This window comes from Streptomyces sp. NPDC054796 (genome assembly GCF_053611545.1).
This window is the reverse complement of the sequence record NZ_JBSHAO010000004.1, coordinates 115,126-140,589: the sequence shown is the minus strand read 5'-3', so window position 1 is coordinate 140,589 and position 25,464 is coordinate 115,126. Positions and strand designations below refer to the sequence as shown.

The 25,464-nt window shown below is 72.9% G+C and carries 18 protein-coding genes; 6 read left to right on the top strand and 12 right to left on the bottom strand.

What is annotated here, in order from left to right; translation table 11 throughout:
- Positions 1-61 precede the first annotated feature (61 nt).
- The 4 genes from ACWGJ2_RS05145 to ACWGJ2_RS05130 form a co-directional block, all read right to left on the bottom strand.
- The gene (locus tag ACWGJ2_RS05145) at positions 62-157 is read right to left on the bottom strand and encodes a putative leader peptide (protein ID WP_453344569.1); all 96 of its coding nucleotides are present in this window, start codon (positions 155-157) and stop codon (positions 62-64) included.
- 265 nt (positions 158-422) lie between these two features.
- Positions 423-1,637 (bottom strand): S8 family serine peptidase, encoded by a 1,215-nt coding sequence (locus ACWGJ2_RS05140; RefSeq protein WP_453344568.1) that lies wholly within the window; start codon positions 1,635-1,637, stop codon positions 423-425.
- A 304-nt stretch (positions 1,638-1,941) separates the two neighbouring features.
- Complete coding sequence (locus ACWGJ2_RS05135; protein ID WP_453344567.1) at positions 1,942-2,469, bottom strand: DUF1697 domain-containing protein; 528 nt, start codon at positions 2,467-2,469, stop codon at positions 1,942-1,944.
- Between the two features lie 1,266 nt (positions 2,470-3,735).
- Positions 3,736-4,989, bottom strand: coding sequence for an SAV2148 family HEPN domain-containing protein (locus tag ACWGJ2_RS05130; RefSeq protein ID WP_453344679.1), 1,254 nt, complete (start codon positions 4,987-4,989; stop codon positions 3,736-3,738).
- A 403-nt stretch (positions 4,990-5,392) separates the two neighbouring features.
- On the opposite strand from ACWGJ2_RS05130, the gene glgX reads away from it, so the two are divergent.
- The gene (gene glgX, locus ACWGJ2_RS05125; protein ID WP_453344566.1) at positions 5,393-7,696 is read left to right on the top strand and encodes a glycogen debranching protein GlgX; all 2,304 of its coding nucleotides are present in this window, start codon (positions 5,393-5,395) and stop codon (positions 7,694-7,696) included.
- On the opposite strand, the gene ACWGJ2_RS05120 is transcribed toward glgX, so the two are convergent.
- Entirely contained in the window at positions 7,650-9,083 is a 1,434-nt protein-coding gene (locus ACWGJ2_RS05120) for an MFS transporter (RefSeq protein ID WP_453344565.1), read from the bottom strand. The two genes, glgX and ACWGJ2_RS05120, sit on opposite strands and share 47 nt — an antisense overlap.
- Before the next feature lie 81 nt (positions 9,084-9,164).
- On the opposite strand from ACWGJ2_RS05120, the gene treY reads away from it, so the two are divergent.
- Both treY and ACWGJ2_RS05110 read left to right on the top strand, forming a co-directional pair.
- Positions 9,165-11,792, top strand: coding sequence for a malto-oligosyltrehalose synthase (gene treY / locus ACWGJ2_RS05115; RefSeq protein ID WP_453344564.1), 2,628 nt, complete (start codon positions 9,165-9,167; stop codon positions 11,790-11,792).
- A gap of 236 nt (positions 11,793-12,028) precedes the next feature.
- Entirely contained in the window at positions 12,029-12,817 is a 789-nt protein-coding gene (locus tag ACWGJ2_RS05110) for a lytic polysaccharide monooxygenase auxiliary activity family 9 protein (protein WP_453344563.1), read from the top strand.
- Positions 12,818-12,838: 21 nt separating this feature from the next.
- On the opposite strand, the gene ACWGJ2_RS05105 is transcribed toward ACWGJ2_RS05110, so the two are convergent.
- Entirely contained in the window at positions 12,839-13,417 is a 579-nt protein-coding gene (locus ACWGJ2_RS05105; protein ID WP_453344562.1) for an FHA domain-containing protein, read from the bottom strand.
- Between the two features lie 355 nt (positions 13,418-13,772).
- Between ACWGJ2_RS05105 and ACWGJ2_RS05100 the strand changes: the two genes are divergently transcribed.
- Entirely contained in the window at positions 13,773-14,690 is a 918-nt protein-coding gene (locus ACWGJ2_RS05100) for a GNAT family N-acetyltransferase (protein ID WP_453344561.1), read from the top strand.
- Positions 14,691-14,809: 119 nt separating this feature from the next.
- Positions 14,810-16,786 carry a malto-oligosyltrehalose trehalohydrolase gene (gene treZ, locus ACWGJ2_RS05095; protein WP_453344560.1) on the top strand — a complete coding sequence of 659 codons (1,977 nt, stop codon included), beginning with the start codon at positions 14,810-14,812 and terminating at the stop codon, positions 16,784-16,786.
- A 25-nt stretch (positions 16,787-16,811) separates the two neighbouring features.
- Here the strand turns inward: treZ and ACWGJ2_RS05090 are convergent, their stop codons facing one another.
- The 6 genes from ACWGJ2_RS05090 to ACWGJ2_RS05065 all read right to left on the bottom strand — a co-directional run bounded on the left by ACWGJ2_RS05090 (position 16,812) and on the right by ACWGJ2_RS05065 (position 24,390).
- Entirely contained in the window at positions 16,812-17,489 is a 678-nt protein-coding gene (locus tag ACWGJ2_RS05090; RefSeq protein WP_453344559.1) for a LysE family translocator, read from the bottom strand.
- 64 nt (positions 17,490-17,553) lie between these two features.
- Complete coding sequence (locus ACWGJ2_RS05085) at positions 17,554-19,686, bottom strand: MFS transporter (RefSeq protein WP_453344678.1); 2,133 nt, start codon at positions 19,684-19,686, stop codon at positions 17,554-17,556.
- A 336-nt stretch (positions 19,687-20,022) separates the two neighbouring features.
- A complete protein-coding gene (locus ACWGJ2_RS05080; RefSeq protein WP_453344558.1) occupies positions 20,023-20,898 on the bottom strand; it encodes a triose-phosphate isomerase in 876 nt (291 codons plus the stop codon).
- Positions 20,892-21,356 (bottom strand): ribose-5-phosphate isomerase, encoded by a 465-nt coding sequence (locus ACWGJ2_RS05075; protein WP_453344557.1) that lies wholly within the window; start codon positions 21,354-21,356, stop codon positions 20,892-20,894. The genes ACWGJ2_RS05080 and ACWGJ2_RS05075 overlap by 7 nt, the downstream gene beginning before the upstream one ends.
- Positions 21,353-23,335 (bottom strand): dihydroxyacetone kinase family protein, encoded by a 1,983-nt coding sequence (locus ACWGJ2_RS05070; RefSeq protein WP_453344556.1) that lies wholly within the window; start codon positions 23,333-23,335, stop codon positions 21,353-21,355. The genes ACWGJ2_RS05075 and ACWGJ2_RS05070 overlap by 4 nt, the downstream gene beginning before the upstream one ends.
- Positions 23,332-24,390, bottom strand: coding sequence for a sugar phosphate isomerase/epimerase family protein (locus ACWGJ2_RS05065; RefSeq protein ID WP_453344555.1), 1,059 nt, complete (start codon positions 24,388-24,390; stop codon positions 23,332-23,334). Before ACWGJ2_RS05065 ends, ACWGJ2_RS05070 begins: the two co-directional genes overlap by 4 nt.
- A gap of 143 nt (positions 24,391-24,533) precedes the next feature.
- On the opposite strand from ACWGJ2_RS05065, the gene ACWGJ2_RS05060 reads away from it, so the two are divergent.
- Positions 24,534-25,238, top strand: coding sequence for a GntR family transcriptional regulator (locus tag ACWGJ2_RS05060; RefSeq protein ID WP_453344554.1), 705 nt, complete (start codon positions 24,534-24,536; stop codon positions 25,236-25,238).
- The last annotated feature ends 226 nt before the right edge of the window (positions 25,239-25,464 follow it).

Here is a 25,464-nt window from a genome sequence, read left to right as displayed (position 1 = left end):
ACGTCCGTAGGTCGGAGGGAAAAGCGGGAGGGAGAGCGGAGAATAGTCAGCCGGGCGTGGCTCAGGCACCAGCGGCACAGATGGCGCTGGCGTGACGTCGCAGATCGACGTGCAGGCGCGTAACGAGATTCGCAGACTGACTCACGTGAAGGAGCATGCCAGCAACTCCCATGGCGAGTCAATGCATTCGTATCCCGTCTCGGACAATGGACGGGACAGCGTATTTCCACGGAGTTAAGAAAGTGACCCGGCACACACGAGGGGGATGCACAGCATGCGCGGGATGAACACACGCGGACGGCCGCCCTCCGCGCCCCGTGGGGGTAAGGCGCGGCGGACGGCCGGTGGGGGTGCCCGCCGCGTGGCCCCGCCCGCGCGTGCGGGCAGGGGTACGACAGCGGGGGCGGGAAGGACCGCCGAAGCTACTCGGTGATCTGGAGCAGCTTGTTCGGCGTGCCCGTGCTCGGGTTCGCGATGGCGTCCGTGAGGGCGCCCTTGGTCAGGCCCTTGGCGACCTGCGCGGGCGTCGCCTCCTTGTGCCCGCCGAGGTAGACAGCGGCGGCTCCGGCGACGTGCGGGGAGGCCATGGAGGTGCCGGACAGGGTCTCGGTCGCGTCGTCGCCCTTGTTGGAGGCGGAGACGATGTCCACGCCGGGCGCGTACAGGTCCACGAGCTTGCCGTGGTTGGAGAAGGCGGCCTGCTTGTCCTTCTTGTCGCTGGCGGCGACGGTGAGCGCCGCGGGGAGCCGGGCCGGGGAGCTGGTGCCCGCGTCGACACCCTCGTTGCCCGCGGCCACGGCGTAGGTCACGCCGGACTTGATCGACTTCTCGACGGCGGCGTCGAGCGCCTCGTCCTTCGGGCCGCCGAGGCTCATATTGGCGACCGAGGGGCCCTTGTGGTGCTTGGTGACCCAGTCGATGCCCGCCACGACCTGCTCGGTGGTGCCCGAACCCTGGTCGTCCAGCACGCGCACGGCCACGATCTTGGCCTTCTTGGCGACGCCGTGCGCCTTGCCCGCGACGGTGCCCGCGACGTGGGTGCCGTGGCCCTGTCCGTCGTCCGCCTCGTCGTCGCCGTCGACCGCGTCGAAGCCGTACTCGGCGCGTCCGCCGAAGTCCTCGTGGCTGATGCGGACACCGGTGTCGATGACGTACGCGGTGACGCCCTCGCCCGCGCTGTCCGGGTACGTGTACTTCTTGTCGCCCGCGGTCTTCTCCTGGTCTATTCGGTCCAGGCCCCAGGAAGGCGGGTTCTTCTGCGTGGTGTCGATGGTGAAACGGTGGTTCTGCACCACCTTCGCGACCTTGTCGTCGGCGGCGAGACGTCTGGCCTCCTCACCGGAGAGGCCGCTGGCGGAGAAGCCGTTGAGGGCCGAGGTGTAGGTGCGCTTCACCTTGCCGCCGTACTCCTCGGCCAGGCCCCGGCCGTCGTCGGCGGCCTTGATCCCGCCGCCGCTCTTGAGCATCACGATGTAGCTGCCGTGCACGGCGCCCTTCACTCCGGTGCCGTACACGGTGCCCTCGGCGGGGGCCGCGCCGGCCGGGAGCGTCAGCAGGGTGGCTCCGGCGGTGACGGCCGCTGCGGCGCCTGCCGCCAGGGTGATACGGCGCCGCTTTCCACGCAGGGAAACTGCCATGACGAGGGGTCCTCCTCGCGGGACTGTGGGGGTTTTTGATTCGTCGCGACCCCCGGACTTCGCGAAGATGATCCGCTCCGGGGGTGGTTCGAAACCCTGTCGGAATGACGCCCCCAGCTCAAGCGCTCAGAGCCGGTGTGACATATGCAACGCCCCTGCGAAAATACAAAGCAATACAAACCGGGGCGACTCGGCGAGGAGAGCGCCATCGGACCGCAACGCCCACGCCACACAGCGCAGTTGAATTCGAAACCGTACCTTCCGCATCCCGGCGCGGATTCACCGGGGGCGAGGGGCCCGTGCCTCAGCGGGTCAGCTCGATCAGCTTCCGCAGCGTGCGCCAGTTGCGGCCCGTCGACGTCGCTCCGGGGCGTTCCGCGTTCAGCTTGGCGGCGAGTTTGCTGCGGCCCATGCCGTCGGGGAAATAGGCGTAGAGCACGTCGCCGATGTGCCGGAACTCGTCGGGGGCGTAGGCGGCGGCGTCGAGATCGGCGAAGTGCGCAGGGCCCGGGTCGCCGTCCAGGAAGAGGACGAGCAGCTTCGACGGGTCCAGCGCGTCGGCGGGGAAAGGGCAGGCCGCGGCTGTGGCGCGCAGCGCCTCGCCCGTACGGATCAGGGCTCGTACCTCGAAGCCGAAGCGCTCGGCGAGGGCGCGCTCCAGTAGCGGGCCCGGGTCTCGGTCACCGGTGGTGAAGACCGCGTTCCCGCTCTGGAGGTAGGTGCGCACGTCCGTCCACCCCAGAGCGCCGAGCAGCGCTCGCAACTCGGCCATCGGGACCTTCTTGTGCCCGCCCACGTTGATGCCGCGCAGCAGCGCCGCGTACGTCGTCATGTCCGGGATCATAGGTCGCGGGTGCGGAAGGAAATGGGGGTTGCCCCGTTCGTCGTGGGCGTTGCGCGGGACGGACGGGTCCCCTTCGCGGGGTGCGGAAGGAAACGGGGGGTTGCCGGTTCGCCGGGGGTGTTGCGCGGGACGGTTCACCGGTGTGGTGGGTGCCGTAGGGTCCCGCGCTGATTTTTGTGCCGCAGCACGGGGTGCGGGGCGCTGCGCTGGGCGGTGCGCCGTTTCCGGGTGCGGCTGCGTGGCTACGGCGCGGCGTGTGGTGCGGTGCGATGCGGCTGGCGCCGCGTGGTTCTTGGTTTGTGCCGGTGGCCGTGTGGGGTGCGTGGGTGCGGGGTGTCCGGTGCCGCGGTGGGGTGTCTCCTCGGCGTGAAGCTTTCGTTTTCGGCTTTCGGCCGGTGACTTTCTCGACCTGCGGGGACACCCCACCGCGTCCCCGTCCCGCCGGTGACCCACTACCACTCCGGGTCCGCCAGGGCCGACTCCATCACGTGCGGCGCCACGCCCCCAGCGCGGGACCTACGGTCCCCACTTCACGGGCCAACCGTCCCGCGCAACTCCCTCTGTCGGGGGTGCGTAGCCGGGTGCCCCTTTAGGGTTTCGTCCGCGTGCTGCGGGCCGGTGACACGGGTTGTGCCCACCCTCCCCCAGCTACCGCTGGGAGGTGCCCCCTCGCCCAGCGGGACGCCTGCCCACAACAGTGGGGGCTGGGCCCGTACCGCCAAGTGCGGGCACACAGCATGGGAACAAGCGGAGGGGGCACCGGCGGATAGTCGGCCACCGGGCGGGAGGGGACGTGGTGGGGTGTCCCCGCAAGTGGTGGCGACGAGTGCCGGAGGAAACCCGTAAACGAGACCCGCACTTGTCGCCGCCCGAGGAGACACCCCACCACGGCACCGACCCCCACCACACACCAACCCCACACGACCACCGGCCGAAACCAAGAACCACGCGGCGCCAGCCACACCGCACCGCCACCACACGCCGCGCCGAAGCCACCCACCCGCACCCGGCCCCGTACCGCAGGGCGACGGCACCCAAATGTTGTGGGCAAACGTCCCGCAAGGCGGGACGGGTGGGCACAACCCGTGCCACCGGCCCCCAACACGCGCACGCAACCCCAAGAGGGCACCAGCCAAGGCGCACCCCTACAAGAGACGGGCACCCCGTGAAGCCTTCACCCCGCACCCCGTGAAGGGGCACACCAGCGTGAAGGGGCAACCCTTCGTTTCCTTCCGCAGCCCCGCGAAGGGGCCGTCACGAGACTGGGCGCGAGTCTCCCCAGGCGAGTTCGAACTCCTCGCGGTAGACGTCGAAGAGGCCCCCGTCCGCCTCGTCCTGCGGCTTGCCCCGGTCCTGGTCGCGCTGGATCAGGTCGCGGCTCCCCCCGCGCAGGACGAAGACCGGCGCCTCCATGCCGCGCACTCTGCGCAGGTAGGACTGGACGACGGCCAGACCGTCCTTCGTGTCGCCGTCGACCATGTACGCGGTGAAGCGGGGCGTCTCGTCGAAGACGTGGATCTCGAAGGCGGCGGGGTCACGGAGCCGGGCCCGTACGCGCCGCATGTGGAGGATGTTCGACTCGACGGAGCGGCTCAGCTCGCCCTTCTTGAGCCCAAGCTCCCGCTCCCGCCTGCGCACCGCGCTGCTCGCCGGGTTCAGGAACAGCAGCCGCACCCGGCACCCCGACTCCACGAGCCGCACCAGGCGTCGGCCGGAGTAGTTCTGGACGAGCAGGTTCAGGCCGATGCCCACGGCGTCCAGGCGCCGCGCACCGCCGAAGAGGTCCTCGGCGGGCAGTTGCCGCTGCAACCGCACCCGGTCGGAGTGCACTCCGACCACGTCGGCGAAGCGGTCCCCGACCAGTTTCTCGACCGCGTCCACGGGCAGCCGCCTGCCCGGCGCGGCCCCGTCGCCCGGCGCACCGAGCAGTTCCAGCAGACGCGCGCACATGCGTTCCGCCTGCGCGAGCACCGTCTCGGACAGCGCACGGTTGCGCGCGACGGCGCTGCGCGCGACCTCCAGCTCGTCCAGCGCCAGCTCGACGTCCCTGCGGTCGTCGAAGTACGGCTCGAAGCACGGCCAGTGCTGGACCATCAGCTCGCGCAGTTGGGGCAGGGTGAGGAAGGAGAGGATGTTGTCGTCGGCCGGGTCGAGCAGGTATCCCTTGCGGCGGCTCACCTCACGTACCGCGACCGCCCGCTGCACCCACTCCTGCCCCGCGGGTCCCGCCGCGGCGATGACCCACTCGTCGCCGTGCACGGGCTCGTATATCGGACGCAGGACGGCGGCCACGACGGACCGCAGCCGCTGTTCGACGAGATTCAGCCAGATATAGGCCCGGCCGGCCCGCTGGGCCCGGGTGCGCACCTCGGCCCAGACGTCCGCGTCCCAGTCGAGATCGGCGCCGATCTCCATGGGGCGCGCCAAGGACACCGCCCCGGCCGGCACCTCGGTGGCATCGCCGTCGCCGCCGTCACCTGGGGGGAGCTCAAGCCCTCCCGAGCCCACCTGCGCACCGCCTTCCGGACCCCGCTGTTCGATCAAGGAAGACTACTGCGGCCGGGTGGGCGCCGCACCCGGAACCCCGGTCAACCGGCCACGCGGATGCGGCATGTGACCGTACCGTGGCCTTGACCGGGGACATACCGCCTCCGGAATATTCCGGTCGGGGTGTGGACAGGGGTGCGGGCAGGGCTGCGGGCGGAAGCCGCGGCCCGGGTCCGGACGCACTCGCCGCCCCGCCCGAGCCGCCACGCGCGGGGGCGTGCGCGGGGTCGGGACGCCGTGACGAGTGCGAGTCTGAGTCCGAACGGGCGAAGATGGCGCAAGGGTTCGTTCCTGGGCACCCGCCTGCGCAAGGATGCTCCGGTGCAGCAGCCAGGGGGCGACCGCGACAGGAAGAGACGACCGCATGCAGGTCTGGCCGGGACAGACGTATCCGCTCGGAGCCACGTACGACGGCGCCGGCACCAACTTCGCGGTCTTCTCCGAGGCCGGTGAGCGCGTCGAACTGTGCCTGCTGCACGAGGACGGTTCCGAGACGGCGGTGGAGCTGCGCGAGTCGGACGCCTTCGTGCGGCACGCCTATCTGCCCGGCGTGATGCCGGGGCAGCGCTACGGCTTCCGCGTCCACGGCCCGTACGCGCCCGAGCGCGGCCTGCGCTGCAACAGCGCCAAGCTCCTCCTGGACCCCTACGCCAAGGCCATCAGCGGCCGTGTCGACTGGGACGAGGCGGTCTACGGCTACCACTTCGGTGCCCCCGAGAAGCGCAACGACCTGGACTCCGCGCCGCACACCATGACCTCGGTGGTCGTCAACCCGTACTTCGACTGGGGCGACGACAGGCCGCCGCGCACCGAATACCACCACACCGTCATCTACGAGGCCCACGTCAAGGGCCTGACGATGCTGCACCCCGACCTTCCGCGGGAGCTGCGCGGCACCTACGCGGCGCTGGCGCACCCGGCGGTCATCGGCCATCTGACGGACCTCGGCGTGACGGCGCTGGAGCTGATGCCGGTGCACCAGTCGGTCACGGACAACCGGCTGGCCGACGCCGGACTGGCGAACTACTGGGGTTACAACACCATCGGTTTCTTCGCCCCGCACAACTCCTTCGCCTCCTGGGGCGACAGGGGCCAGCAGGTGCTGGAGTTCAAGCAGGCCGTGCGCGCGCTGCACGAGGCCGGTATCGAGGTCATCCTCGATGTCGTCTACAACCACACGGCAGAAGGCAACCACCTCGGTCCCACGCTCTCCTTCCGGGGTCTCGACAATGCCTCGTACTACCGTCTGGCGGACGATCCGCGCTACTACATGGATACGACCGGCACGGGTAATTCACTGCTGATGCGCAGCCCTCACGTCCTCCAGCTCATCATGGACTCGCTGCGCTACTGGGTGACCGAGATGCACGTCGACGGGTTCCGCTTCGATCTCGCGGCGACGCTGGCCCGGCAGTTCCACGAGGTGGACCGGCTCTCGTCGTTCTTCGACCTCGTCCAGCAGGACCCCGTGGTCAGCCAGGTGAAGCTGATCGCGGAGCCGTGGGACGTGGGCGAGGGCGGCTATCAGGTCGGCAACTTCCCGCCCCTGTGGACGGAGTGGAACGGCCGCTACCGCGACACCGTGCGCGACCTGTGGCGGGGCGAGCCGCGCACCCTTGCCGAGTTCGCCTCCCGGCTCACGGGCTCCTCGGACCTCTACCAGGACGACGGACGGCGCCCGCTCGCCTCCATCAACTTCGTCACCTGCCACGACGGCTTCACGCTGCGCGATCTGGTCTCGTACGACGAGAAGCACAACGAGGCGAACGGCGAGGGCAACAGGGACGGCGAGAGCCACAACCGCTCGTGGAACTGCGGCGTCGAGGGCGAGACCGACGATCCCGGGGTGCTGCGGCTGCGGCGGCGCCAGACGCGGAACTTCCTCGCCACGCTGATGCTGTCGCAGGGCGTGCCCATGCTGAGTCACGGCGACGAGTTCGGGCGCACGCAGGGCGGCAACAACAACGCGTACTGCCAGGACAACGAGCTGGCGTGGGTCCACTGGCCGGGAGCGGGAACGGACACCGGTACCGGCACCGGTGCTGGTACGGGTGTGGGCGCGAGGCCCGGCGGCACGTGGGCAGAGGCGGCCGAGCGGGACGGGGCGGCTGAGCGGGACGGGGGCGCCGTGGCCATGGAGGGGCCCGGGGCCATGGACGTGGAAGCTGAGGCGGGTGCGGAGGCTGAGGGGGAGGCGGAGGCGGAAGGGCACGGGTACGACCTGTGCGACTTCGTCCGCGAGATGGTGTGGCTGCGCCGCGACCACCCCGTCTTCCGCCGGCGCCGCTTCTTCCACGGCCGCCCCGTGGAGGGCACGCACGACGAGCTGTCCGACATCGCCTGGTTCACGCCCGAGGGCGAGGAGATGACCCAGCGCGACTGGCAGGCGGCGCCCGCGCAGTCCCTGACCGTCTTCCTCAACGGCAGCGCGATCTCGGAGCCCGGCGCCCGCGGGGAGCGGATCACGGACGACTCGTTCCTGCTGATGTTCAACGCGCACCACGCCCCGATGGACTTCCTCGTCCCCTCCGATCACGGGCGGCAGTGGCAGGTCATCGTGGACACGGCCCGGGAGGAGTCGCCGGGCGACAGCGGCCCGAAGGTCGAGGCGGGCGAGCGGATCACTCTGACCGACCGGAGCCTGGTGGTGTTGCAGCGCCCCGTGTAGCGGGCGGTGCGGAAGTGACCGCGTCCGCAGGTGCGGGCGGTGCGGACGGTGCCGCCGGTGGCTCTGTGGTGCGGTACGCCTCGTCGCTCGTACGGGGCCGTACGAGCAGCGCCAGCAGGAGGGCCGGCGCGGCCGACCCGACCGTCACGGCGAAGGCCGCCCCAGGCCCACGCGCCTCGGCCAGCGGGCCAGCGACCGCGAGTGCCAGTGCCTGGCCGCCCACGACCGCGCTGGTCATGAAGGCCATCGACTCGGCCAGCCGGTGCGCCGGAACGGCGCGTCCCGTGAGTCCGGAGAGCGTGATCAGATGCGGCGCGTAGGCGCAGCCGAGCACGACGACGACCGCGTACAGCGCGAACAGCGAGCCCACGGTGAGCAGCGGCAGGGACAGCACGAGCGCGGCGCCCGTGGCCAGCCGCCAGCGTGTGGGGAGCCCGACGGACGGGGGTACGGAGGCCATCGCCAGCCCGACGACGGCGCTCATCGCGCCCATGGCCCCGTAGACGAGCCCGGACTGCTCCGGGACGCCCAAGTCCCCGGTGAGCGCGGTGATTCCGGCCTGGCAGGCGCCGAACATCCCGCCCTGGAGCGCGGCGGACGCGCCCAGCGCGTACACGGTCCGGCGCGGTGTCCGCCGGTCCCGCGTCCGCCCGCGCGGTGCCCGTCCCCACAGCGACGGCGACAGCGACAGCGACGGTGTGGGCGTCGGCGCGGACGTGGGCGCCGTCGCCCGTGCCGTCGGATGGAGCGCGAAGGCGGACCCGCAGACCGCGAGCAGCGCCGACGCGAGGACGAGCGCCACCGCGGGGTGGGCCACGGCCGCCGCCACCCCGACCAGCGCGGGGCCGAGGACGAACGACACCTCGTCCAGGGTGCCTTCGAGGGAGAAGACGGCGGCGAGTGTCCGTTCCTCGCCGCCGGCCCCGCGGGCCAGGGCGACGAGCCGGGTGCGGGCCAGCGGCCCGACCTGCGGCACGCTCAGCCCCGCCACGACGCCGAGCGCGGCGAGCGGAGCGGTCGGCGCGTGTCCGAGCGCCGCGGCGACGAGCGCGGCGACGGCCACCGCGTTCAGGCAGGAGGCGGCAAGCACCACGCGCCGCTGCCCGTGCCGGTCGGCGAGTCTGCCGACGAAGGGTCCGCCCACCGTCTGGCCCGCAGCGAGCGCCCCGCCGACGAGCCCCGCCGCGCCCAGGCTGCCGCTCGTCTCCGCGACCAGCAGCAGCGTGCCGAGCTGGCACATGGCCGTCGGCAGCCGTCCGAGGAAGGAGACCACGGGCAGGAGCGGTCCGCCGAGCCCGATCACGGCCCGGTACGTGCGGTACGTGCGATGCGTGTGGTGCGTGCGGTGCGTCCGGCGCTTCTGGTGGGGCGTCAGCTCTGCGGCCATCACCCGAACGTAGGTCTTGACGATCGCCCACCTGCACGGACAGGACGCACGAAAGCACGGCGCCGGGGTACGTAGCTTCCTATGACGCCGCCCGCTCCGTACGGCCCGCCCGCCCCCGACGCACCGGTCTCCACCTACCGGCTCCAGCTCCAGCCGGAGTTCCCCTTCGCCGCCGCCGAGGAGGCCGTCCCGCACCTGGCCGCCCTCGGCATCACCCATCTCCACCTCTCCCCCGTGCTGACCTCGGTGCCCGGCTCCACACACGGCTACGACGTCACCGACCACACCCGCGTACGGGCCGAGCTGGGCGGCGAGGACGGGCTGCGCGCGCTGTCGGCGACGGCCCGCGCGCACGGGCTCGGGCTCGTCCTGGACGTGGTGCCGAACCACATGGCGGTGCCCGCCGACACGCGGCTCAACCTGCCGCTGTGGGAGGTGCTGCGGGAGGGGCGGGAGTCGCCGTACGCGCGCTGGTTCGACGTGGACTGGGACGCGGGGGACGGCAGGGTGCTGCTGCCCGTGCTCGGCGGCCCGCTGAGCGAGGAGGCGTCACACCTGCGGGTGGTACCAGGGGCGGGCACGGGCATCGGCGCGGGTGCGGAGGCGGAGGCGGAGGCGGCGGCGGAGGCGGAGGCGGAGGCGGGTGCGCGGGCCGTGCTGCGCTACTGGGACCGCGTGTTCCCCCTCCGGGAGGGTACGGAGGGGCTGCCGCTGCCCGAGCTGCTGGACGCGCAGCACTACAGACTCGCCTGGTGGCGGCTGGCCCGTACCGAGCTGAACTACCGGCGCTTCTTCACCATCTCCGACCTCATCGGGGTCCGCGTCGAGGACCCCGAGGTCTTCGAGGCGACGCACGCCAAGGTGCTGCAACTCCTGCGCGAGGGCGTCGCCGAGGGCCTGCGCGTCGACCACCCGGACGGGCTGGCAGAGCCGGGCGGCTATCTGCTGCGCCTGCACGAGGCGACGGGCGGGCGCTGGACCGTCGTGGAGAAGATCCTCGGCGCAGAGGAGACGCTCCCCGCCGACTGGCCCGTCGCGGGCACCACCGGCTACGACGCGCTGCGCCACATCGACGGCGTCTTCACCGACCCGCGCGGTCACGGCGAACTCCTCGCCGTCTACCGCGACTTCACCCGCGCCGCTCCGCACTCGGGCGGCGACTGGGACGCGACGGTGCGGAGGGCCGCCCTCCAGGTCGTCACCCGTGAGCTGGCCGCCGAGACCGACCGCCTCACGCGCACCGCGCTGCGCGTCTGCGCCGCCGCGCCGGGGCTGGCGCTGCGCGACCACTCCGCCGTGGCGCTGCGCGCGGCCCTGCACCAGACGCTGGTGCGCCTGCCCGTTTACCGCCCCTACGTCACTCCGGGCGCCACCGCGGGCGCTGCTCCGGGCGCCGCCACGGCTGCCACTCCGGGGGCCGCTCAGGGCGCGCCCGTCCGCGAGACGGACGCCGCGATGCTGGAGGCAGCTGCCGAGGGCGCGCGGGGCGCCTGTCGCACGCCGGAGGAGGAGCGGGCGGTGGACCTGATCCGCGATCTGGCGCTCGGCAGGCTCGGCGAAGGACCCGGCCAGCGCGACTTCGCCGCCCGCTTCGCGCAGGTGTCCTCGGCGCTGCGCGCCAAGTCCGTCGAGGACGCCGCCTTCTACCGCTACATCCCGCTCCTCTCGGCCTGCGAGGTCGGCGGCTCGCCCGGCGCCCCCGCCGTGGCGCCCGACGCGTTCCACGCGTACTGCGCCCGCCTCCAGCGCGACTGGCCCACCACGGCCACGGCGCTGTCCACGCACGACACGAAGCGCAGCGCCGACGTACGCGCCGCGCTCGCCACGCTGACCGAGTGCCCCGGACGGTGGGCACGGTTCCTGGAGGACACGCGGATCACCGGCGCGACGGACCGCGCCCCCGACCGCCACACGGCATGGGCCGCCTGGCAGACCGCCGTCGGCCTCGGCGGCGTCCCGGGCTCCCCAGAGGGGACGGGGCGGCTCGCGCGGGCGCTGCTGAAGCACGTGCGCGAGGCCGGGCTGCGCACCACCTGGACCGAGCCGGACGCGGGCTACGAGGAGGCCGTCACGCGCTTCGTCGACGGGATCGGGGGAGGGGAGCCGGGCGCCGGCGGTTCCGCGCGGTCGGCCGTCGCCGAACTGACGGCGGCGCTGGGCCCGTACGTACGGGCCAACGTGCTCGGCGCGGCGCTGCTGCATCTGACGATGCCGGGCGTGCCCGACCTCTACCAGGGCACGGAGCGGCGCTACGCGGCGCTGGTCGACCCCGACAACCGGGACCCCGCACACGTCGAACCCCTGACCCACGCCGACGGGGGCACGGAGGCGGACGCGGCGGCGGACGCGGCGGGCGTGGACGTCGGCAGGGAGAAGCTGCGGCTCACCGTGGCGGCCCTGCGGCTGCGCCGCGCGCACCCGGAGTGGTTCCTCGACACCGGTTCCTACGAGCCGCTCCACGCCGAGGGACCCGCCGCCGAACACTGCCTCGCCTTCGCGCGCGGGGGCTCCGTCGTCGCCGCCGTGACCCGGCTGGCGCTGCGGCTGGAGGAGGGCGGCGGCTGGCGCGGCACGGAGCTGCCGCTGCCCGAGGGCACGTGGCGCGACCTGCTGTCGGGCCGCACGGCACGCGGACGCCGCCCGGTGGGCGCCCTCTTCGCGGGGGCGCCGGTCGCGCTGCTGGTCAGGGAGGACGCGGGCGAGGCGTAACACCCGCGAATCTGGAACGACTTGACGACGTAAGCGCGTCAGTCGCCCGGAGAACGGAATGGGACGGAACGGAGCGTTTACAGCTCCGCGCGCCCGCGCTACGGTCACGGCGAAGTGGGAGCGCTCCCAAACGCCGTGTACGCGCTGCCCCCGCACTGTGGCGGCGCGTACACGGCCCCGGCCCCGCTCCCGCCCGACCGCCCGTAAGGCTCCCCCACCGCGGAAGGACCCGCGCGATGACGGCACTTACGCACAGACGCAGAAAGCCCCGCACCCCCGTCCCCACCCCCACCCCCACGTCCGCACGCCCGAGGAAGACCGCGCGGACCCGCGTGCTCCTCGCCCTGCTCGCTGCCCTGCCGGGGCTCGCGTTCTTCTCCCTCACCACCGGCACGGCCGAGGCCCACGGCGCCCCCATGCAGCCCGGCAGCCGTACCTATCTGTGCTGGAAGAGCAGCCTCAGCAGCACCGGAGAGATCAAACCCGTCAACCCGGCCTGCCAGGCAGCGCTCGACAAGAGCGGGACGACGCCCTTCTACAACTGGTTCGCCGTCCTCCGCTCCGACGGCGCGGGCCGCACCGAGGGGTTCATCCCCGACGGACAGCTGTGCAGCGGCGGCACGGGAGGCCCGTACGACTTCACGGGCTTCAACCTGCCGCGCGACGACTGGCCGTTCACGCACGTGACGGCGGGCGCGCAGATGCAGTTCCGCTACAACGCCTGGGCGGCGCACCCCGGTGAGTTCCGCTCCTACATCACCAAGGACGGCTACGACCCGAACCAGCCGCTGACCTGGGACGACCTGGAGGACCAGCCGTTCGACGCGGTGACGGACCCGCCCCTGGTAGGCGGTGTCGGCTCGGAGAACAGCGCCTACGTGTGGAACGCGAACCTGCCCCAGAACAAGTCGGGACGGCACGTCGTCTACACCGTGTGGGAGCGCTCCGACAGCCAGGAGACCTTCTACAGCTGCTCCGACGTGAGCTTCGACGGCGGCCACGGAGAGGTCGAGATCCCGACCTGATCCCGTGCGGCGAGCCGCCTGTCAGGTGTGCTCCGGTGGCTCCAGCTCCGGAGGCTTGGGCACCGTCAACCGGAACCCGACCTGCCCGAACCTCACCTGGTCACCGGGGCGCACCGAGACGGAACCCGCGATCCTGCTGCCGTTGACCCACGTCCCGTTGCTCGAGCCGAGATCGCGCAGCGACCACCCCTCCGGCTTGCTGCGCAGTTGGGCGTGGACGCGGGAGACCGTGAAGTGGTTGAGCCGCAGCATGGAGCCGGGGGCGCGGCCGATGGTGAACGGATAGGGCCCCGGCTGGGGCAGCAGCAGCTCCGGCAGCCGCTCGGTCTGCCATGCCTTGCGCAGCGTGCCGGGGAAGGCCGACAGCCTGCCGACGGCCTGGACGAACCAGCGGCTGCGCGGACGCCGCGTCGGAAGGTCGAAGAGGGCGGCGTGCAGCTCCCCGTGCCACTGTGCGTGGAGGATGACGTCCATCCGCTGCTCGAACGTGTTCTGGGAGATCCGGCCTTGCACCGCGCCCTCGCGCAGCACCTCAAGAGCGCGCTCCCGCTCCACGTCAGACAGGCGCGGAGGGTACGCGCTGAACTCAAGAGATGTCATATGAATCATTCTCCGGACGCCTCAAGTCCATGTCCAGGCAGCTCCTTTTTCGGTATCCGAACGAAGACATCGGGCGTGGCGGGGCGGGGGCGCGGGGCGTCGTCGGAGCGTGTGGCCGCGGTAATCCGTGGACGCCGACGGGATCACCCGTTAGTGTGCGCCTACGCTCGATGACGTGCCCGATGGCGCGAACGAAGGGAGGCGAGAGCTGATGTGCAGCACGTTCACCACCTCGCGCTCCCGCCTTCTCGGCCCCGCCCTGGCGTCACGTCACGGCTGACCGGCTGAACTGCTGACCGGCTGACCGGGAGCGCGGACACCTGATTCCGCATCCTTCCGGAAGGAACCCTTCACCGTGACCGCTGATCTGGTCGTCCGCGCGCTCGACGAGTCCGAGGCGCGCACCCTCTTCACCTCGCTCACCACCCCTGACGGACACCTCGTCGGCGCTCCGCTGCTCGGCCGCGCGTACGCGACCCTCGCGGAGGGCGGCGCCTACCGGCCCGAGTGGACCTGGGTCGCGCTGCGCGACGGACGCGTCGTCGCGCGCGCCGCGCTCTGGGCGGCGCCGCAGGACGAGAAGCCGGTCGTGCTCGACTGGTTCGACTTCGCGCCCGGCGAGCACGACGCCGCCGTGCGGCTGCTGCGGGAGATGCCGCGCGTCGAATTCGAGCTGGTCCTGCCGCCGGGCTGGCGCGAGGACCCGGCGGTACGGGCCGCCACCGAGTCCCGTACGCGCGCCGCCGAGGCGGCCGGGTACCGCCCGCTCGTCGAGCGCTACCGCTACCTCTGGACTCCCCGCGACGGGCTGCCCGAGCTGCCGGGCCGGGTCGTCTGCCGTCCCGAACCCGACGACGAGGTGTTCCTCGACGTACTGCGCCGGGTCCAGCACGGCTCTCTCGACGCGCACGCGCGCGCGGCGGTGGAGCAGGGCGGCCCGGAGCAGGCCGCGCGTGAGGACATGGAGCATCTGCGCTGGATGCCGTCGCCCCGCGAGTGGTGGCGCCTCGCGTACACGCGCGAGGGTGAGCTGATCGGACTGCACGTGCCCGCGCGCGTCCCCAGCGGCCCGGCGGTCGGCCTCATCGGCGTCGTGCCGGAGCGGCGCGGGAACGGCTACGCCTACGAGCTGCTGGCCGAGTGCACCCGCCAACTGGCGGCCGAGGGCGCGACGTCGATCGCCGCGTCCACGGACCTCGGCAACGTGCCCATGGCCGCCGCCTTCGCGAAGGCGGGTTATCCGGTCGTCCAGCACCGCTACTGCATGGCGTAGCGGACGGGCGGGGGGGCGGACGGGCGGGCGAGCGGTACGGGGCCGTACGGCGGCCATATGGCGGCGCGCACCGGTCCGGGCCGTAGCGCCGTCGGACGGGCTGCCGCAGCATGGTGCCCATGCTGTTCGAGGTGTGGGCACCAGTGGCCGGCCGGGTCGCGCTCCTGCTGGAGGCCGCGCAGGGGCCGGAACGGGTGGAGGGGGCGCGAGGGACGGGCGGAGCCGGGGCTTCCGGGGCGGGGCGCTGGGGGGCCACCGGGTACGGGCCGGATGGGTCGTACGCGTCGCACGCCATGGTCCGCGATCCGGAGCGCCCCGGCTGGTGGACGGCGTCCGTCCCGGCCGCGCCGGGCACACGGTACGGGTTCGCGCTGGACGGCGGCCCCGCGCTGCCCGACCCGCGCTCGCGCCGCCAGCCGGAAGGGCCCGACGGGCCCAGCGCCGTCGTCGACCACGACGCGTACGGCTGGCGGCACCCGTGGCGGGGGCGGCGGCTGCCTGGATCGGTGCTCTACGAGCTGCACGTCGGCACCTTCACCCGCGAGGGCACGTTCGACGCGGCCGTCGAGCGGCTGCCGCACCTCGCGGCACTCGGCGTCACCCATATCGAGCTGCTGCCGGTCTGCCCGTTCCCCGGCAGGCACGGCTGGGGCTACGAGGGCGTGTCGCTGTGGGCGGTGCACGAGCCGTACGGCGGGCCCGACGGGCTGAAACGCCTGGTGGACGCGGCGCACGGGCACGGACTCGGCGTCGTCCTCGACGTCGTGCACAACCACCTCGGCCCCTCCGGCAACCACCTCCCGGCCTTCGGGCCCTACTTCACCGAGGCGCACCAGACCCCCTGGGGCGCGGCCATCAACCTCGACGGGCCCGGCTCGGACGAGGTCCGCGCGTATCTGACGGGCAGCGCGCTGGCCTTCCTCCGCGACTACCGGCTCGACGGGCTGCGCCTCGATGCCGTGCACGCGCTGGCCGACACCCGCGCCGAGCACTTCCTCGCCGCGCTCTCGCGGGCCGTCGACGCCCTCGCCGCGCACACGGGGCGACCGCTCTTCCTGATCGCGGAGTCCGACCTCAACGACCCGCGCACGACGGCCCCGCGCACGGCGCACGGCCACGGTGTGCACGCCCAGTGGAACGACGACTTCCACCACGCGCTCCACACCGCGCTGACCGGCGAGTCCCAGGGCTACTACGCGGACTTCGCACGCGACCCGTTCGCCGCCCTGCACAAGACACTGACCGGCGCGTTCTTCCACGACGGCACGTACTCCTCGTTCCGAGGGCGCTCCCACGGCCGCTCCCTGGACGCGGCGAAGGGCGCCGTGCCCGCGCACCGTTTCCTCGCGTACGCGCAGACGCACGACCAGATCGGCAACCGCGCCCTGGGCGACCGGCTCTCGGGCCCGGGTTCGGGCTCCGGTTCGGGCTCGGGCTCGGGTTCGGGTTCGGGTTCGGGCTCGGGCTCGGGCTCCGGTTCGGGACGGCTCTCGCCCGGCCGGCTGGCCTGCGCGGCGGCGCTCGTGCTGCTCGGGCCCGGGACGCCCATGCTGTTCATGGGCGAGGAGTGGGGCGCGGGGACACCGTGGCAGTTCTTCACCGACCACACCGACCCCGAGCTGGCGGAGGCCGTACGCCGGGGGCGGCGGCAGGAGTTCGCCGCGCACGGCTGGGCCGAGGAGGACATCCCGGACCCGCAGGACCCGGCGACCCGCGAGCGCTCCTGCCTGGACTGGAGCGAGCCGGGGCGACCGCCGCACGCGGCGCTGCTGGAGTGGCACCGCACGCTGATCGCTCTGCGCCACGCCCACCCCGTGCTCGCGCACACCCCACTGGGCGAGGCCATGGTCGAGTACGACGCGGACGCGGGCTGGCTCTGGCTGCGCAACGGTCCCCTCCACGTGGCGGTCAACCTCAGCCCCGACGGCCCACCCGCGCTGCTTCCGCTCCCGCTGCGGCGCACGGTCACGCTCGCGGCGTGGGGGCCCGAGGGAGGCGGGGGTTCCGAGGGGGGCGGGGGTTCCGAGGGGGGCGGGGTCCGCTTCGAGGACGGGGTGCTGCGGCTGCCGCCCGAGTCGGCGGTGGTGCTGCGGTGACCCGGGTCTCCGGGCGGAGGCCGGGTCACCCCTCCAGCGCGAGCCTGACGCCGAGGAGGAGCAGCACCCCGCCCGACACCTGCTCCATGCGGCGCTGCACCCCCGCACGGGACAGCACGCCCTTGAGCCGCCCGACGCCCCACACGTACATGGCGTAGTAGCCGACCTCGAACACGGCCCACAGCGCCGCGAGCCCCACCATGGCCGGAAGCTGCGGCGCGCCCTCGGGCACGAACTGCGGCAGGAAGGACATCGCGAAGATCGCGGCCTTGGGGTTCGCGAGGTTCATCAGCAGGCCCGCGCCGTACGCGAACCGCCCGCCGGTCCGCCCCTCCTCCGCCTTCGCCTGACCTTCCACGGCCAGGCCCTCCGTCGGACCGTCCGCGACGTCATCCGCCGTGCCGCCGGCCCCGCTACGGGCCCGGCGGGCCGCCCACAGGGCCTGGGCGCCGAAGAGGACGAGCACGGCGGCGCCCACGTAGCGCATCACGTCGTACGCCACCTGCGAGGCGGCCAGCAGTGCCGTCAGCCCGAAGGCCGCGACGAGCCCCCACACGAAGACGCCCGTCTCGTTGCCGAGGACCGTCAGCAGACCGGCGCGGCGGCTGCGGAGGGAGCTGCGGATGATCAGGGCTGTGCTCGGCCCCGGAGACAGGGCGATCAGCAGGCAGGCCCCCAGGAAGGGGAGGAGCGTCTCGTACATCCCGTCATCCTCGGACGCCCCGGACCTCGGACGCCAACGGGTTTCGCCGCGTACGGGGCACGGGTCACGCGCCGGATATCTGATCGCTCCCGTGCTCGCGCTCGTGCGCATGCCCGTGCCCGTGCGCATGCTCGTGCTCATGCCGCAGGTGCACGTCGTGGTGATCGAGGTCCGTGCCATGGAGGGTCAGCGGGCAGGTGACGGGGGCGTAGCCGCCCGCGACCACCGTGTACGCGCCCTCCGCGAGGTCCGTGAACGCGTACGCGCCGTCGGGGCCCGTGATCCGGGTGCTCACGACGCTTCCCGAGCCGTCGAGCAGCGAGATCCGCGCTTCCGCCAACGGCCGCCCGCCCCGGGCCCGCACGACGCCGCGTATCGCGGCCGAGGGCCGCAGCCGCATATCGCAGCGGTTCGGGGAGGCGTGACCGTCCTCGCGCGGGTGGCGGCCCTGGCGGCCGTGGCCCGGCAGGGTCAGGGTCGTGGCCTTGGGCCGGTGTCCCGGCGCTGAGCCGACGAGCAGATAGCTCCCGTGGCCCGGTGCCCGAAACGCGTACGAGCCGTCCGCCGCCGCCGTCGCGCGCGCGAGCTGGCGCCCGCCGTGATCGAGCAGCGTCACCACCGCGCCCGCGACGGGCGCGTCGCCCCCGCCCAGGACCAGCCCGTGCACGGAGCCCTCGGCCACCGCCCGCGTGAAGTCGGGCAAGGGACCCGTCACGGCGACCCTGGCCACGGGCACCGCCGTCGGAACCGGAACCGGAACCGGAGCCGGAGCCGGAGCCGGAGCCGAGGAAGCGGCCGGGGCGGAACCGGGCGTCGACGCCGATGCCGCGTCCGAGGTGGCCACCGACGCCGCGCGAACCGCTCCCTTCGCGTGGTGTCCCTTCGCCCGCTCGCGGCCGGGCAGGAAGGCCGCGATCAGCAGCCCGAGCAGCGCCGCGCCCGCCGCGATGAGGAACGCGGTGCGGAACCCCTCCAGATCCGGCACCTCGGTGTTCCCCAGCGGGATCGTCATCCGCGCCAGCACCACACCGATGACGGCGCTGGAGGTGGAAGTGCCGATGGAACGCATCAGCGTGTTCAGCCCGTTCGCGGCCCCCGACTCGGAGGGGTCGACGGCGCCGATTATCAGCGCGGGCATGGCCGAGTAGGCCACCCCGATGCCGATGCCGATCAGCACCGCCGTGATGACGACCTGCCACACGGCGTCCATCAGCGCGGTGCCCGCCAGATACGCCAGGGCCAGCACCACCAGCCCCGTCATCAGCGACACCTTCGGGCCGCGTGCCGCCGAGATGCGCGCGGAGAGGGAGGAGACCAGCATCATCGCGACCCCCATGGGCGCCACGCACAACCCGGCGACGACCATGGACTGGCCCAGCCCGTACCCGGTGGAGACGGGCAACTGCAACAGTTGCGGAAGCACCAGCGTGGCCGCGTAGAAGGCCAGGCCGACGGTGATCGAGGCGAGGTTGGTGAGCAGGACCTGACGGCGTGCCGTCGTACGCAGGTCCACCAGCGGGCCCTCGATGCGGAGTTCGAACAGGCCCCACAGGAGGAAGATCACGACGGCCGCGCCGAGCAGGCCCAGCGTCATGCCGCTCCCCCAGCCCCAGTCGCCACCCTTGGATATGGGGAGCAGCAGGGCGACGAGTCCGGCCGAGAGGCCGATGGCCCCGAGCACGTCGAAGCGCCCCGGCGTACGCACCCTGGACTCCGGCACCACCGCCGCCACCAGCACCATGGCTATGACCCCGAGCCCGGCCGCCCCGAAGAACAGGGCGTGCCAGTCGGTGTGCTGTGCCACGTACGCGGCCAGCGGCATCCCGAGCGCCCCGCCCACCCCGAGCGACGAGCTCATGAACGCCATCGCGGAGCCCAGCCGCTCGGGCGGCAGTTCGTCCCGCATGATGCTGATGCCCAGCGGGATGGCGCCCATCGCGAAGCCCTGGAGCACGCGCCCGGCGACCATCGGGACCAGCGACGACGTGAATCCGCAGACGAGCGAGCCGAGCACCATCAGCCCGAGGCTGAACAGGATGAGGCGCCGCTTGCCGTAGAGATCACCGAGCCGCCCCATGATGGGGGTGGCGACGGCGCCGGACAGCAGCGTCGCGGTGATCACCCAGGCGGCGTTGGACGTGGCGGTGCCGAGCAGGCGGGGGAGTTCCGCGACGACCGGCACCAGCAGCGTCTGCATGACGGCGACCGAGATGCCCCCGAACGCGAGCACCGGCACGATGCCCCGGGCCTCCCGGGGACCGTCCTGGGGCACCGTGTCCCCGGCCGCCCCGCCGACGCCGGTTCCGCCGACACCGACCCCGCCGACGCCGCTCGGGCCCGGACTGCCCGGGGGTCCCGGTCTGTCCGTGGCCCCTGGGCTCCCGTGGCTCCCCTCGGTGACGGTGCGCCGGTCGGTGGTCTGAGCCTGGGACATGCGAAGGGCCTCCGGAGGGGCTAGGGGGGTCAACTTCGTGCAGCGTACAAACGAACTGCCTGGGCCCACCCGGTATTCCGCCGCCCTGACGCATGACGTTCACTGCCCGGAAACCACCCCCTCGGGGGCGGTCGTCCCGGACGGCTGTCCGGCCTCGGCGACGAGGTCGATCAGAGCCAGGAAGTCCTCGGCCCGCCACGCCCCGCGCCCCACGAACAGGCCCCGCACCTCGGGGACCCGCAGCAGCTCAGCGGCGTTGTACCGGTTGACGGAGCCGCCGTAGAGCAGGCCCGCGCAACGCCCGGCTCCATAGCGCTCGGCGAGCGCGGAGAAGACGGGGGCGATATCGGCGGGGTCGGGCTCTCTGCCGCCCTCGCCGATGGCCCATATTGGTTCGTACGCGATCAGGACAGACCTCAGCTCATCTTCCGTCAGCCCGTCCAGTGCGGCATCCGCCTGCGCGCGTACGTGCGCCACCGATCCGCCCCGGTCGCGCACCCCGGCGCTCTCTCCCACGCACAGCAGCGGACGCAGCCCGTGCCGGAGCGTGGCGGCGACCTTCAGCCGTACCGTCGCGTCGGTCTCCGCGAAGTGTTCGCGTCGCTCCGAGTGCCCCAGCTCCACGAGCCCGACCCCGGCGTCGGCGACCTGGGGGACGGACAGCTCGCCGGTCCAGGCACCGTAGTCCTCCCAGTGCGCGTTCTGCGCGCCGACGAGAACGGGGCTGTCCTCACCGAGTGCGGATACGACCGCCGTGATGGCGGTGGCCGGGGGTATCACGAACGGCCGCACCCCGGGGACGCGTTCGGCCAGCTCAGGGCCGAGAGCCTCGCGCAGCCGGGCCGCGTACGCGACTGCTTCGGCACGTGTCTTGGTCATCTTGAAGCTGGTGCCGATCCAGCGCGTCTCCGCGCCCCCGGCCGGTGCGGACGCCGCCGCGCATCCGTGGCCCGGCCCCCGTCCCGGGCTCAGCATGGGCCGGGGAGGTCGTAGGAACGGATCGCGTCCACCTTCGCCGCCGAGGCCGACGTCGGGTCGAAGGTGTAGGTGAGCCATTCGCGGACCAGTCTGCGGGCCAGCTCCAGACCGATGACGCGCTGTCCGAGGCAGAGAACCTGGGCATCGTTGGAGAGGACGGCCCGCTCGACCGAGAAGGAGTCGTGCGCGGTGACGGCGCGGATCCCCGGCACCTTGTTCGCGGAGATGGCGACGCCGAGGCCGGTGCCGCACACGAGCAGGGCGCGATCGAAGGTGCCGTCCGCGACGAGCCGGGCGGCGTCCACGGCGACATGGGGATACGCCGTGTCCTGGCCCGAGCCCACCCCCGCGTCGCGTACCCGCGCGACGAGTCCGCTGGCCTCCAGGTCCCGCTTGAGCGCCTCCTTGTAATCGAATCCGGCGCTGTCGCTGCCGACGACGATGCGCAACGTCATGAGATCTCCTCCCCCTCGACAAGAGCTGTGGCCGTGCCGGATCGCGCTTCCCGCCCATGTCCGGCCCGCGCCCCCGGCACGGTCTCCGGCTCGGACATCGCCTTGGCGACGGCGGTGACGATCAGCGCGAACGACACCGCTCCGGCGTCGGGCGTCCCGAGACTGCGGTCACCGTGGGTACGGGCGCGGCCGAGGCTCGCCGTGATGTCCGCGGTGGCTTCGGCGGCCCGTGTCGCCGCCTCGGCGGCCGAGACCCACTCCGCCACCACGTCCACGGACCCGCCCGCGTCTCCGTCCGCCCGTGCGGCCACGGATATGTCCTCCGGTGCGCCGGGCCCTCGGTCCGTCCGTACGGGCGCCGATGTGTGCGGCGGTATGTCCGGGCCTCGATCCGGCTGCGCCCTCTCCGGTATGCCGGAGCCGGGCCCGGGGAGCCTCGACGGCCCTTCCTCTCCTCCGAGCCCTCCGAGCCGCCGCTCCAGCCGCTCGGCGAACGGCACAGCCGCGTCCACGAGCGTCTTGTCGCCGGGACGGGCGCCGCCCAGCCGCAGCACCGCGTCGAGCCCGGCGCGTACCGCGCGGACGGCGGTCTCCGGGGTGACCGGTTCCGCGTCGCCGAGTGTGCGCCCCGCCGCGCTCAGCGCCGCTCCCCACAGCGCGCCCGAGGTGCCGCCCGCGCGCTCGGACCACGCCTCTCCGGCGCGTACGAGCAGGGACTTGGCACCCCCTCCCGCCTCCAGCGCCGCTTCGGCAGCCCGCGCCGCGGCCTCCGTGCCGCGCCGCATCCCGATCCCGTGATCGCCGTCACCGGCCACGGCGTCGATGTCGCCCAGGCGCTTCTCCTGTGCCGCGACCGTTTCGGCCGCCGTGCGCAGGGCCCGTGCCAGGTGGTGGGCCGCGTGCCGGGATGCGGGAGTGCCTGGTTCGACGGGCGCGGTGCGTGGCGCGGAGAGGTCGTCGGTGCGGGGCGGTGGCGGGCTCAGCGTCCCCCGCTGGAACGCCGGGGCAAGTGCTGGCGCCGCCCACAGGCCGGCCAGTTCGTCGTCCAGGAAGGTGAGGGTGAGCGAGAGGCCCGCCATGCCGAGGCTGGTGACCTGCTCACCGACCACGGGGTGGAACGGCACCAGCCCCTCCTCGCGCAGCCGGGCGTCGACGCGGCGGTGCACGACGTACAGCTCCTCGTACTTGGTGGCGCCCAGGCCGTTCAGCAGCACGGCCACTCGGCGCTCGCCCTCCCTGTGCTCCGGAGGGCGTTCGCTCAGGAGCCCGTCCACGAGGAGATCGGCCACCGCGTCGGCTGTGGGCAGCTCCGACTCGGCGATGCCCGGTTCGCCATGGATGCCGAGCCCCAGGGCCATGCGCCCTGGCTCGACGGTGAACAGCGGCTCCTCGGCCCCCGGCAGGGTGCAGCCGCTGAACGCGACCCCGAGTGTGCGCGTCGCCGCGTTGGCCCGGCGGCCGAGCCGCTCCACCTCGTCGAGCCCGAGCCCCGCCTCGGCCGCGGCGCCCAGGATCTTGATGACGGGCAGATCGCCCGCGATGCCCCGGCGCCGTTCGGCTTCCTCGGCGGAGGCGATGTCGTCCGTGACGGTCAGGATGCGGGCATCGATGCCCTCGGCGCGCAGTTGCTCGGCGGCCTGCCCGAAGTGCAGCACGTCCCCGGCGTAGTTGCCGAAGGCGAAGAGGACTCCGCCGCCGGTGTGGGCGGCGCGGGCGACGGAGCAGATCTGGGAGGCGGAAGGGGAGGCGAAGATGTTGCCGCAGGCAGCGCCGTGCGCGAGGCCGGGCCCGACCCAGCCCGCGAAGGCCGGATAGTGTCCGCTGCCGCCGCCGATGACAAGGGCGGGTTGCCCGGGGCGGCTGACGGTGGAGCGGACGACTCCGCCGTGGACGGCCGCCACCTGACCGGGGTGAGCGGCGACGAACCCGGCCAGAGCCTCGTCGGCGAAGTGCTGGGGATCGTTGTGCAGCGGGGTCATCGCAGCGCCTCCCGCTTCTCGCGCTCTTCCCACGACCGGGCTCCGCGCCCGCCGGCCACCGCTCCGGACGCCCCGGCCACCCCATGGGCCGTTTCGCGGGCCGCGAGCTTGACGTCGAGGACGCGGCGCAGATAGTCACGGTTGGCGGCGGAGACGCTGAGGCCGTCCCCTCCGTAGTGCTCCACGCACAGGGGTCCGGTGAAGCCCGCGTCGAGCGCCATCTCCAGCGCACGCCGGTAGTTGATGAGACCGGATTCGGCCGGGGCGGGAACGGTGAAATAGGCGCCGGTGGCGGGGTCGTGATCGCGGTAATAGTTCTTCACATGCCAGTAGTTGGCGTGCGGGAGCGTGGCACGGAGCATGTCCTCCCAGTTCTCCACGGGGCGGTGGAGCCGGACGAGGTTGCCGATGTCCGGGTTGAGGCCCACGACCTGCGGCATCCCGATGTCGCGCACGAGGGCGACGGCGCTGGCGGCGGTGCCGAGATACGTGTCCTCGTACATCTCCAGGGACAACTGGAGCCCGAGCCCGGCCGCTCGCCTGCCCAGGGCCGCCAGCCGCTCGACGGCGAGCTGCCACATTCGCGCGTCCCCGGGCGGATCACTCGCCCCGCTCTCCGTCCAGAACCACTGTGCCGCGAGCTGTGCGGGGGTCAGCGCGCGGTGGAGCCCCACGGACACGACGGGGATGCCCAGCTCCGCCGCCGCGTCGAGCGTCCGCAGCAGATAGCCGAGGTGGGCCTCGGCGGCCTCGGGATCGGGGTCTATGACGCTGCGGCGGACGGCGGAGACGGCGGTGACGCCCAGGCCGGAGTCCTCGATCACCCCGGCCAAGCGGCGGAGCCGCTCGGGCGGGAGATCGCCGGGCCTGAGCCAACTGTCGGTGAGATCGACGTGATCGAACCCGGCGGCGGCGACCTCGCGCAGGACCGCGGCCCAGTGGGCGACAGGCGCGTCCTGAACGCTGGTGCCGTCGGCGAGGGTGCCGGGGAACTGAAGGAGTGCCGCGCCGATGGGCCAGCTCTCGGCGGTGCGGGACATCGCGGTGTGGGACATCGTCGTCTCCGTTACGTATGTCGTCCGGAAGCGGTGGAGCCGCTCCGTGCGCGGCTCCACCCCTCGATCGTGGATCGTATAGGATCTATCCGAGCGACGACAGGCCCTGTGGAAAACCCTCCTGAGCTAACCTGGACGGCACTATGACCTCCGGAAAGAAGACGCCTGTGGTGCCGCGGCGCGCGCTGCGCGACGGTGTGTACGAAGCGCTGCTGGAGAAGCTGCTCGACGGCTCGATGCCGCCCGGCGCCTCCCTCGGAATCGACTCGCTCTCCCGCGAACTGGGCGTCTCGCAGACGCCGGTGCGCGAGGCGCTGGTGCAGATGGAGCACACCGGACTGGTCACGCGGGTCGCGCTGAAGGGCTATCGCGTGGCGCACCCCCTTCCCCCACGCCAATTGGCCGAACTCTTCGACGCGCGGGGCATGCTGGAGGTCGCGGCGGCCGAGCGGGCCGTGGCGCACACCGACGATCTGCTGCCGGAGCTGCGCGCCGCGCACGCTCAGCACGTACTGTGCGCCCACCGCGTGCGCAAGCAGCGCGGTGACGGCGGCCCGCCAGCGGACTATTCGGATCTTCGCGAATACTTCCAGGCCGACTGGGAGTTCCACCTCACGATCATCCGCGCCGCCGACAACCGGTTCCTGGTCCAGATGGCCGAGTCGCTGAGCGCCCACGTGCACCGCATGCGGCAGACCGCCGATCACGGCGCCCTCGACATCGACCAGGCCGTGGCCGAACACGCCACGATCCTGGCCGCTTTCGAGTCCGGAGATCCGGAGGCACCCGCGAAGGCCCTGCGCACACACTTGGCGGCCGTCGCCCGCAGGGCGGCCGAGGACGCATAGGCCCCGCCCTCGTCGCCTCCCCCTCCCCTTTCCTCTCTCTACCGCTCTCTCCGCGACGGCCGGGCCCCGCCCGGCCGTCGTCCGCGCCACGGCCCCTCTCCCGCCCGCCGGCTGATCGGCGCGCGGGCCTGCCCGTATCCACAACCGGCAAGTTATGCACACCCCTTGCCAGGGCGTCGGCCGCGCTCTACTTTCCATATATCCAATAGGATCTCTGATGACGCGG

Coding starts and splice junctions, on each gene's coding strand:
- ACWGJ2_RS05145 (WP_453344569.1), bottom strand. CDS start 157: ATGCTCCTTCACGTGAGTCAGTCTGCGAATCTCGTTACGCGCCTGCAC.
- ACWGJ2_RS05140 (WP_453344568.1), bottom strand. CDS start 1,637: ATGGCAGTTTCCCTGCGTGGAAAGCGGCGCCGTATCACCCTGGCGGCA.
- ACWGJ2_RS05135 (WP_453344567.1), bottom strand. CDS start 2,469: ATGACGACGTACGCGGCGCTGCTGCGCGGCATCAACGTGGGCGGGCAC.
- glgX (WP_453344566.1), top strand. CDS start 5,393: ATGCAGGTCTGGCCGGGACAGACGTATCCGCTCGGAGCCACGTACGAC.
- ACWGJ2_RS05120 (WP_453344565.1), bottom strand. CDS start 9,083: ATGGCCGCAGAGCTGACGCCCCACCAGAAGCGCCGGACGCACCGCACG.
- treY (WP_453344564.1), top strand. CDS start 9,165: ATGACGCCGCCCGCTCCGTACGGCCCGCCCGCCCCCGACGCACCGGTC.
- ACWGJ2_RS05110 (WP_453344563.1), top strand. CDS start 12,029: ATGACGGCACTTACGCACAGACGCAGAAAGCCCCGCACCCCCGTCCCC.
- ACWGJ2_RS05105 (WP_453344562.1), bottom strand. CDS start 13,417: ATGACATCTCTTGAGTTCAGCGCGTACCCTCCGCGCCTGTCTGACGTG.
- treZ (WP_453344560.1), top strand. CDS start 14,810: ATGCTGTTCGAGGTGTGGGCACCAGTGGCCGGCCGGGTCGCGCTCCTG.
- ACWGJ2_RS05090 (WP_453344559.1), bottom strand. CDS start 17,489: ATGTACGAGACGCTCCTCCCCTTCCTGGGGGCCTGCCTGCTGATCGCC.
- ACWGJ2_RS05085 (WP_453344678.1), bottom strand. CDS start 19,686: ATGCAGACGCTGCTGGTGCCGGTCGTCGCGGAACTCCCCCGCCTGCTC.
- ACWGJ2_RS05080 (WP_453344558.1), bottom strand. CDS start 20,898: ATGCTGAGCCCGGGACGGGGGCCGGGCCACGGATGCGCGGCGGCGTCC.
- ACWGJ2_RS05075 (WP_453344557.1), bottom strand. CDS start 21,356: ATGACGTTGCGCATCGTCGTCGGCAGCGACAGCGCCGGATTCGATTAC.
- ACWGJ2_RS05070 (WP_453344556.1), bottom strand. CDS start 23,335: ATGACCCCGCTGCACAACGATCCCCAGCACTTCGCCGACGAGGCTCTG.
- ACWGJ2_RS05065 (WP_453344555.1), bottom strand. CDS start 24,390: ATGTCCCACACCGCGATGTCCCGCACCGCCGAGAGCTGGCCCATCGGC.
- ACWGJ2_RS05060 (WP_453344554.1), top strand. CDS start 24,534: ATGACCTCCGGAAAGAAGACGCCTGTGGTGCCGCGGCGCGCGCTGCGC.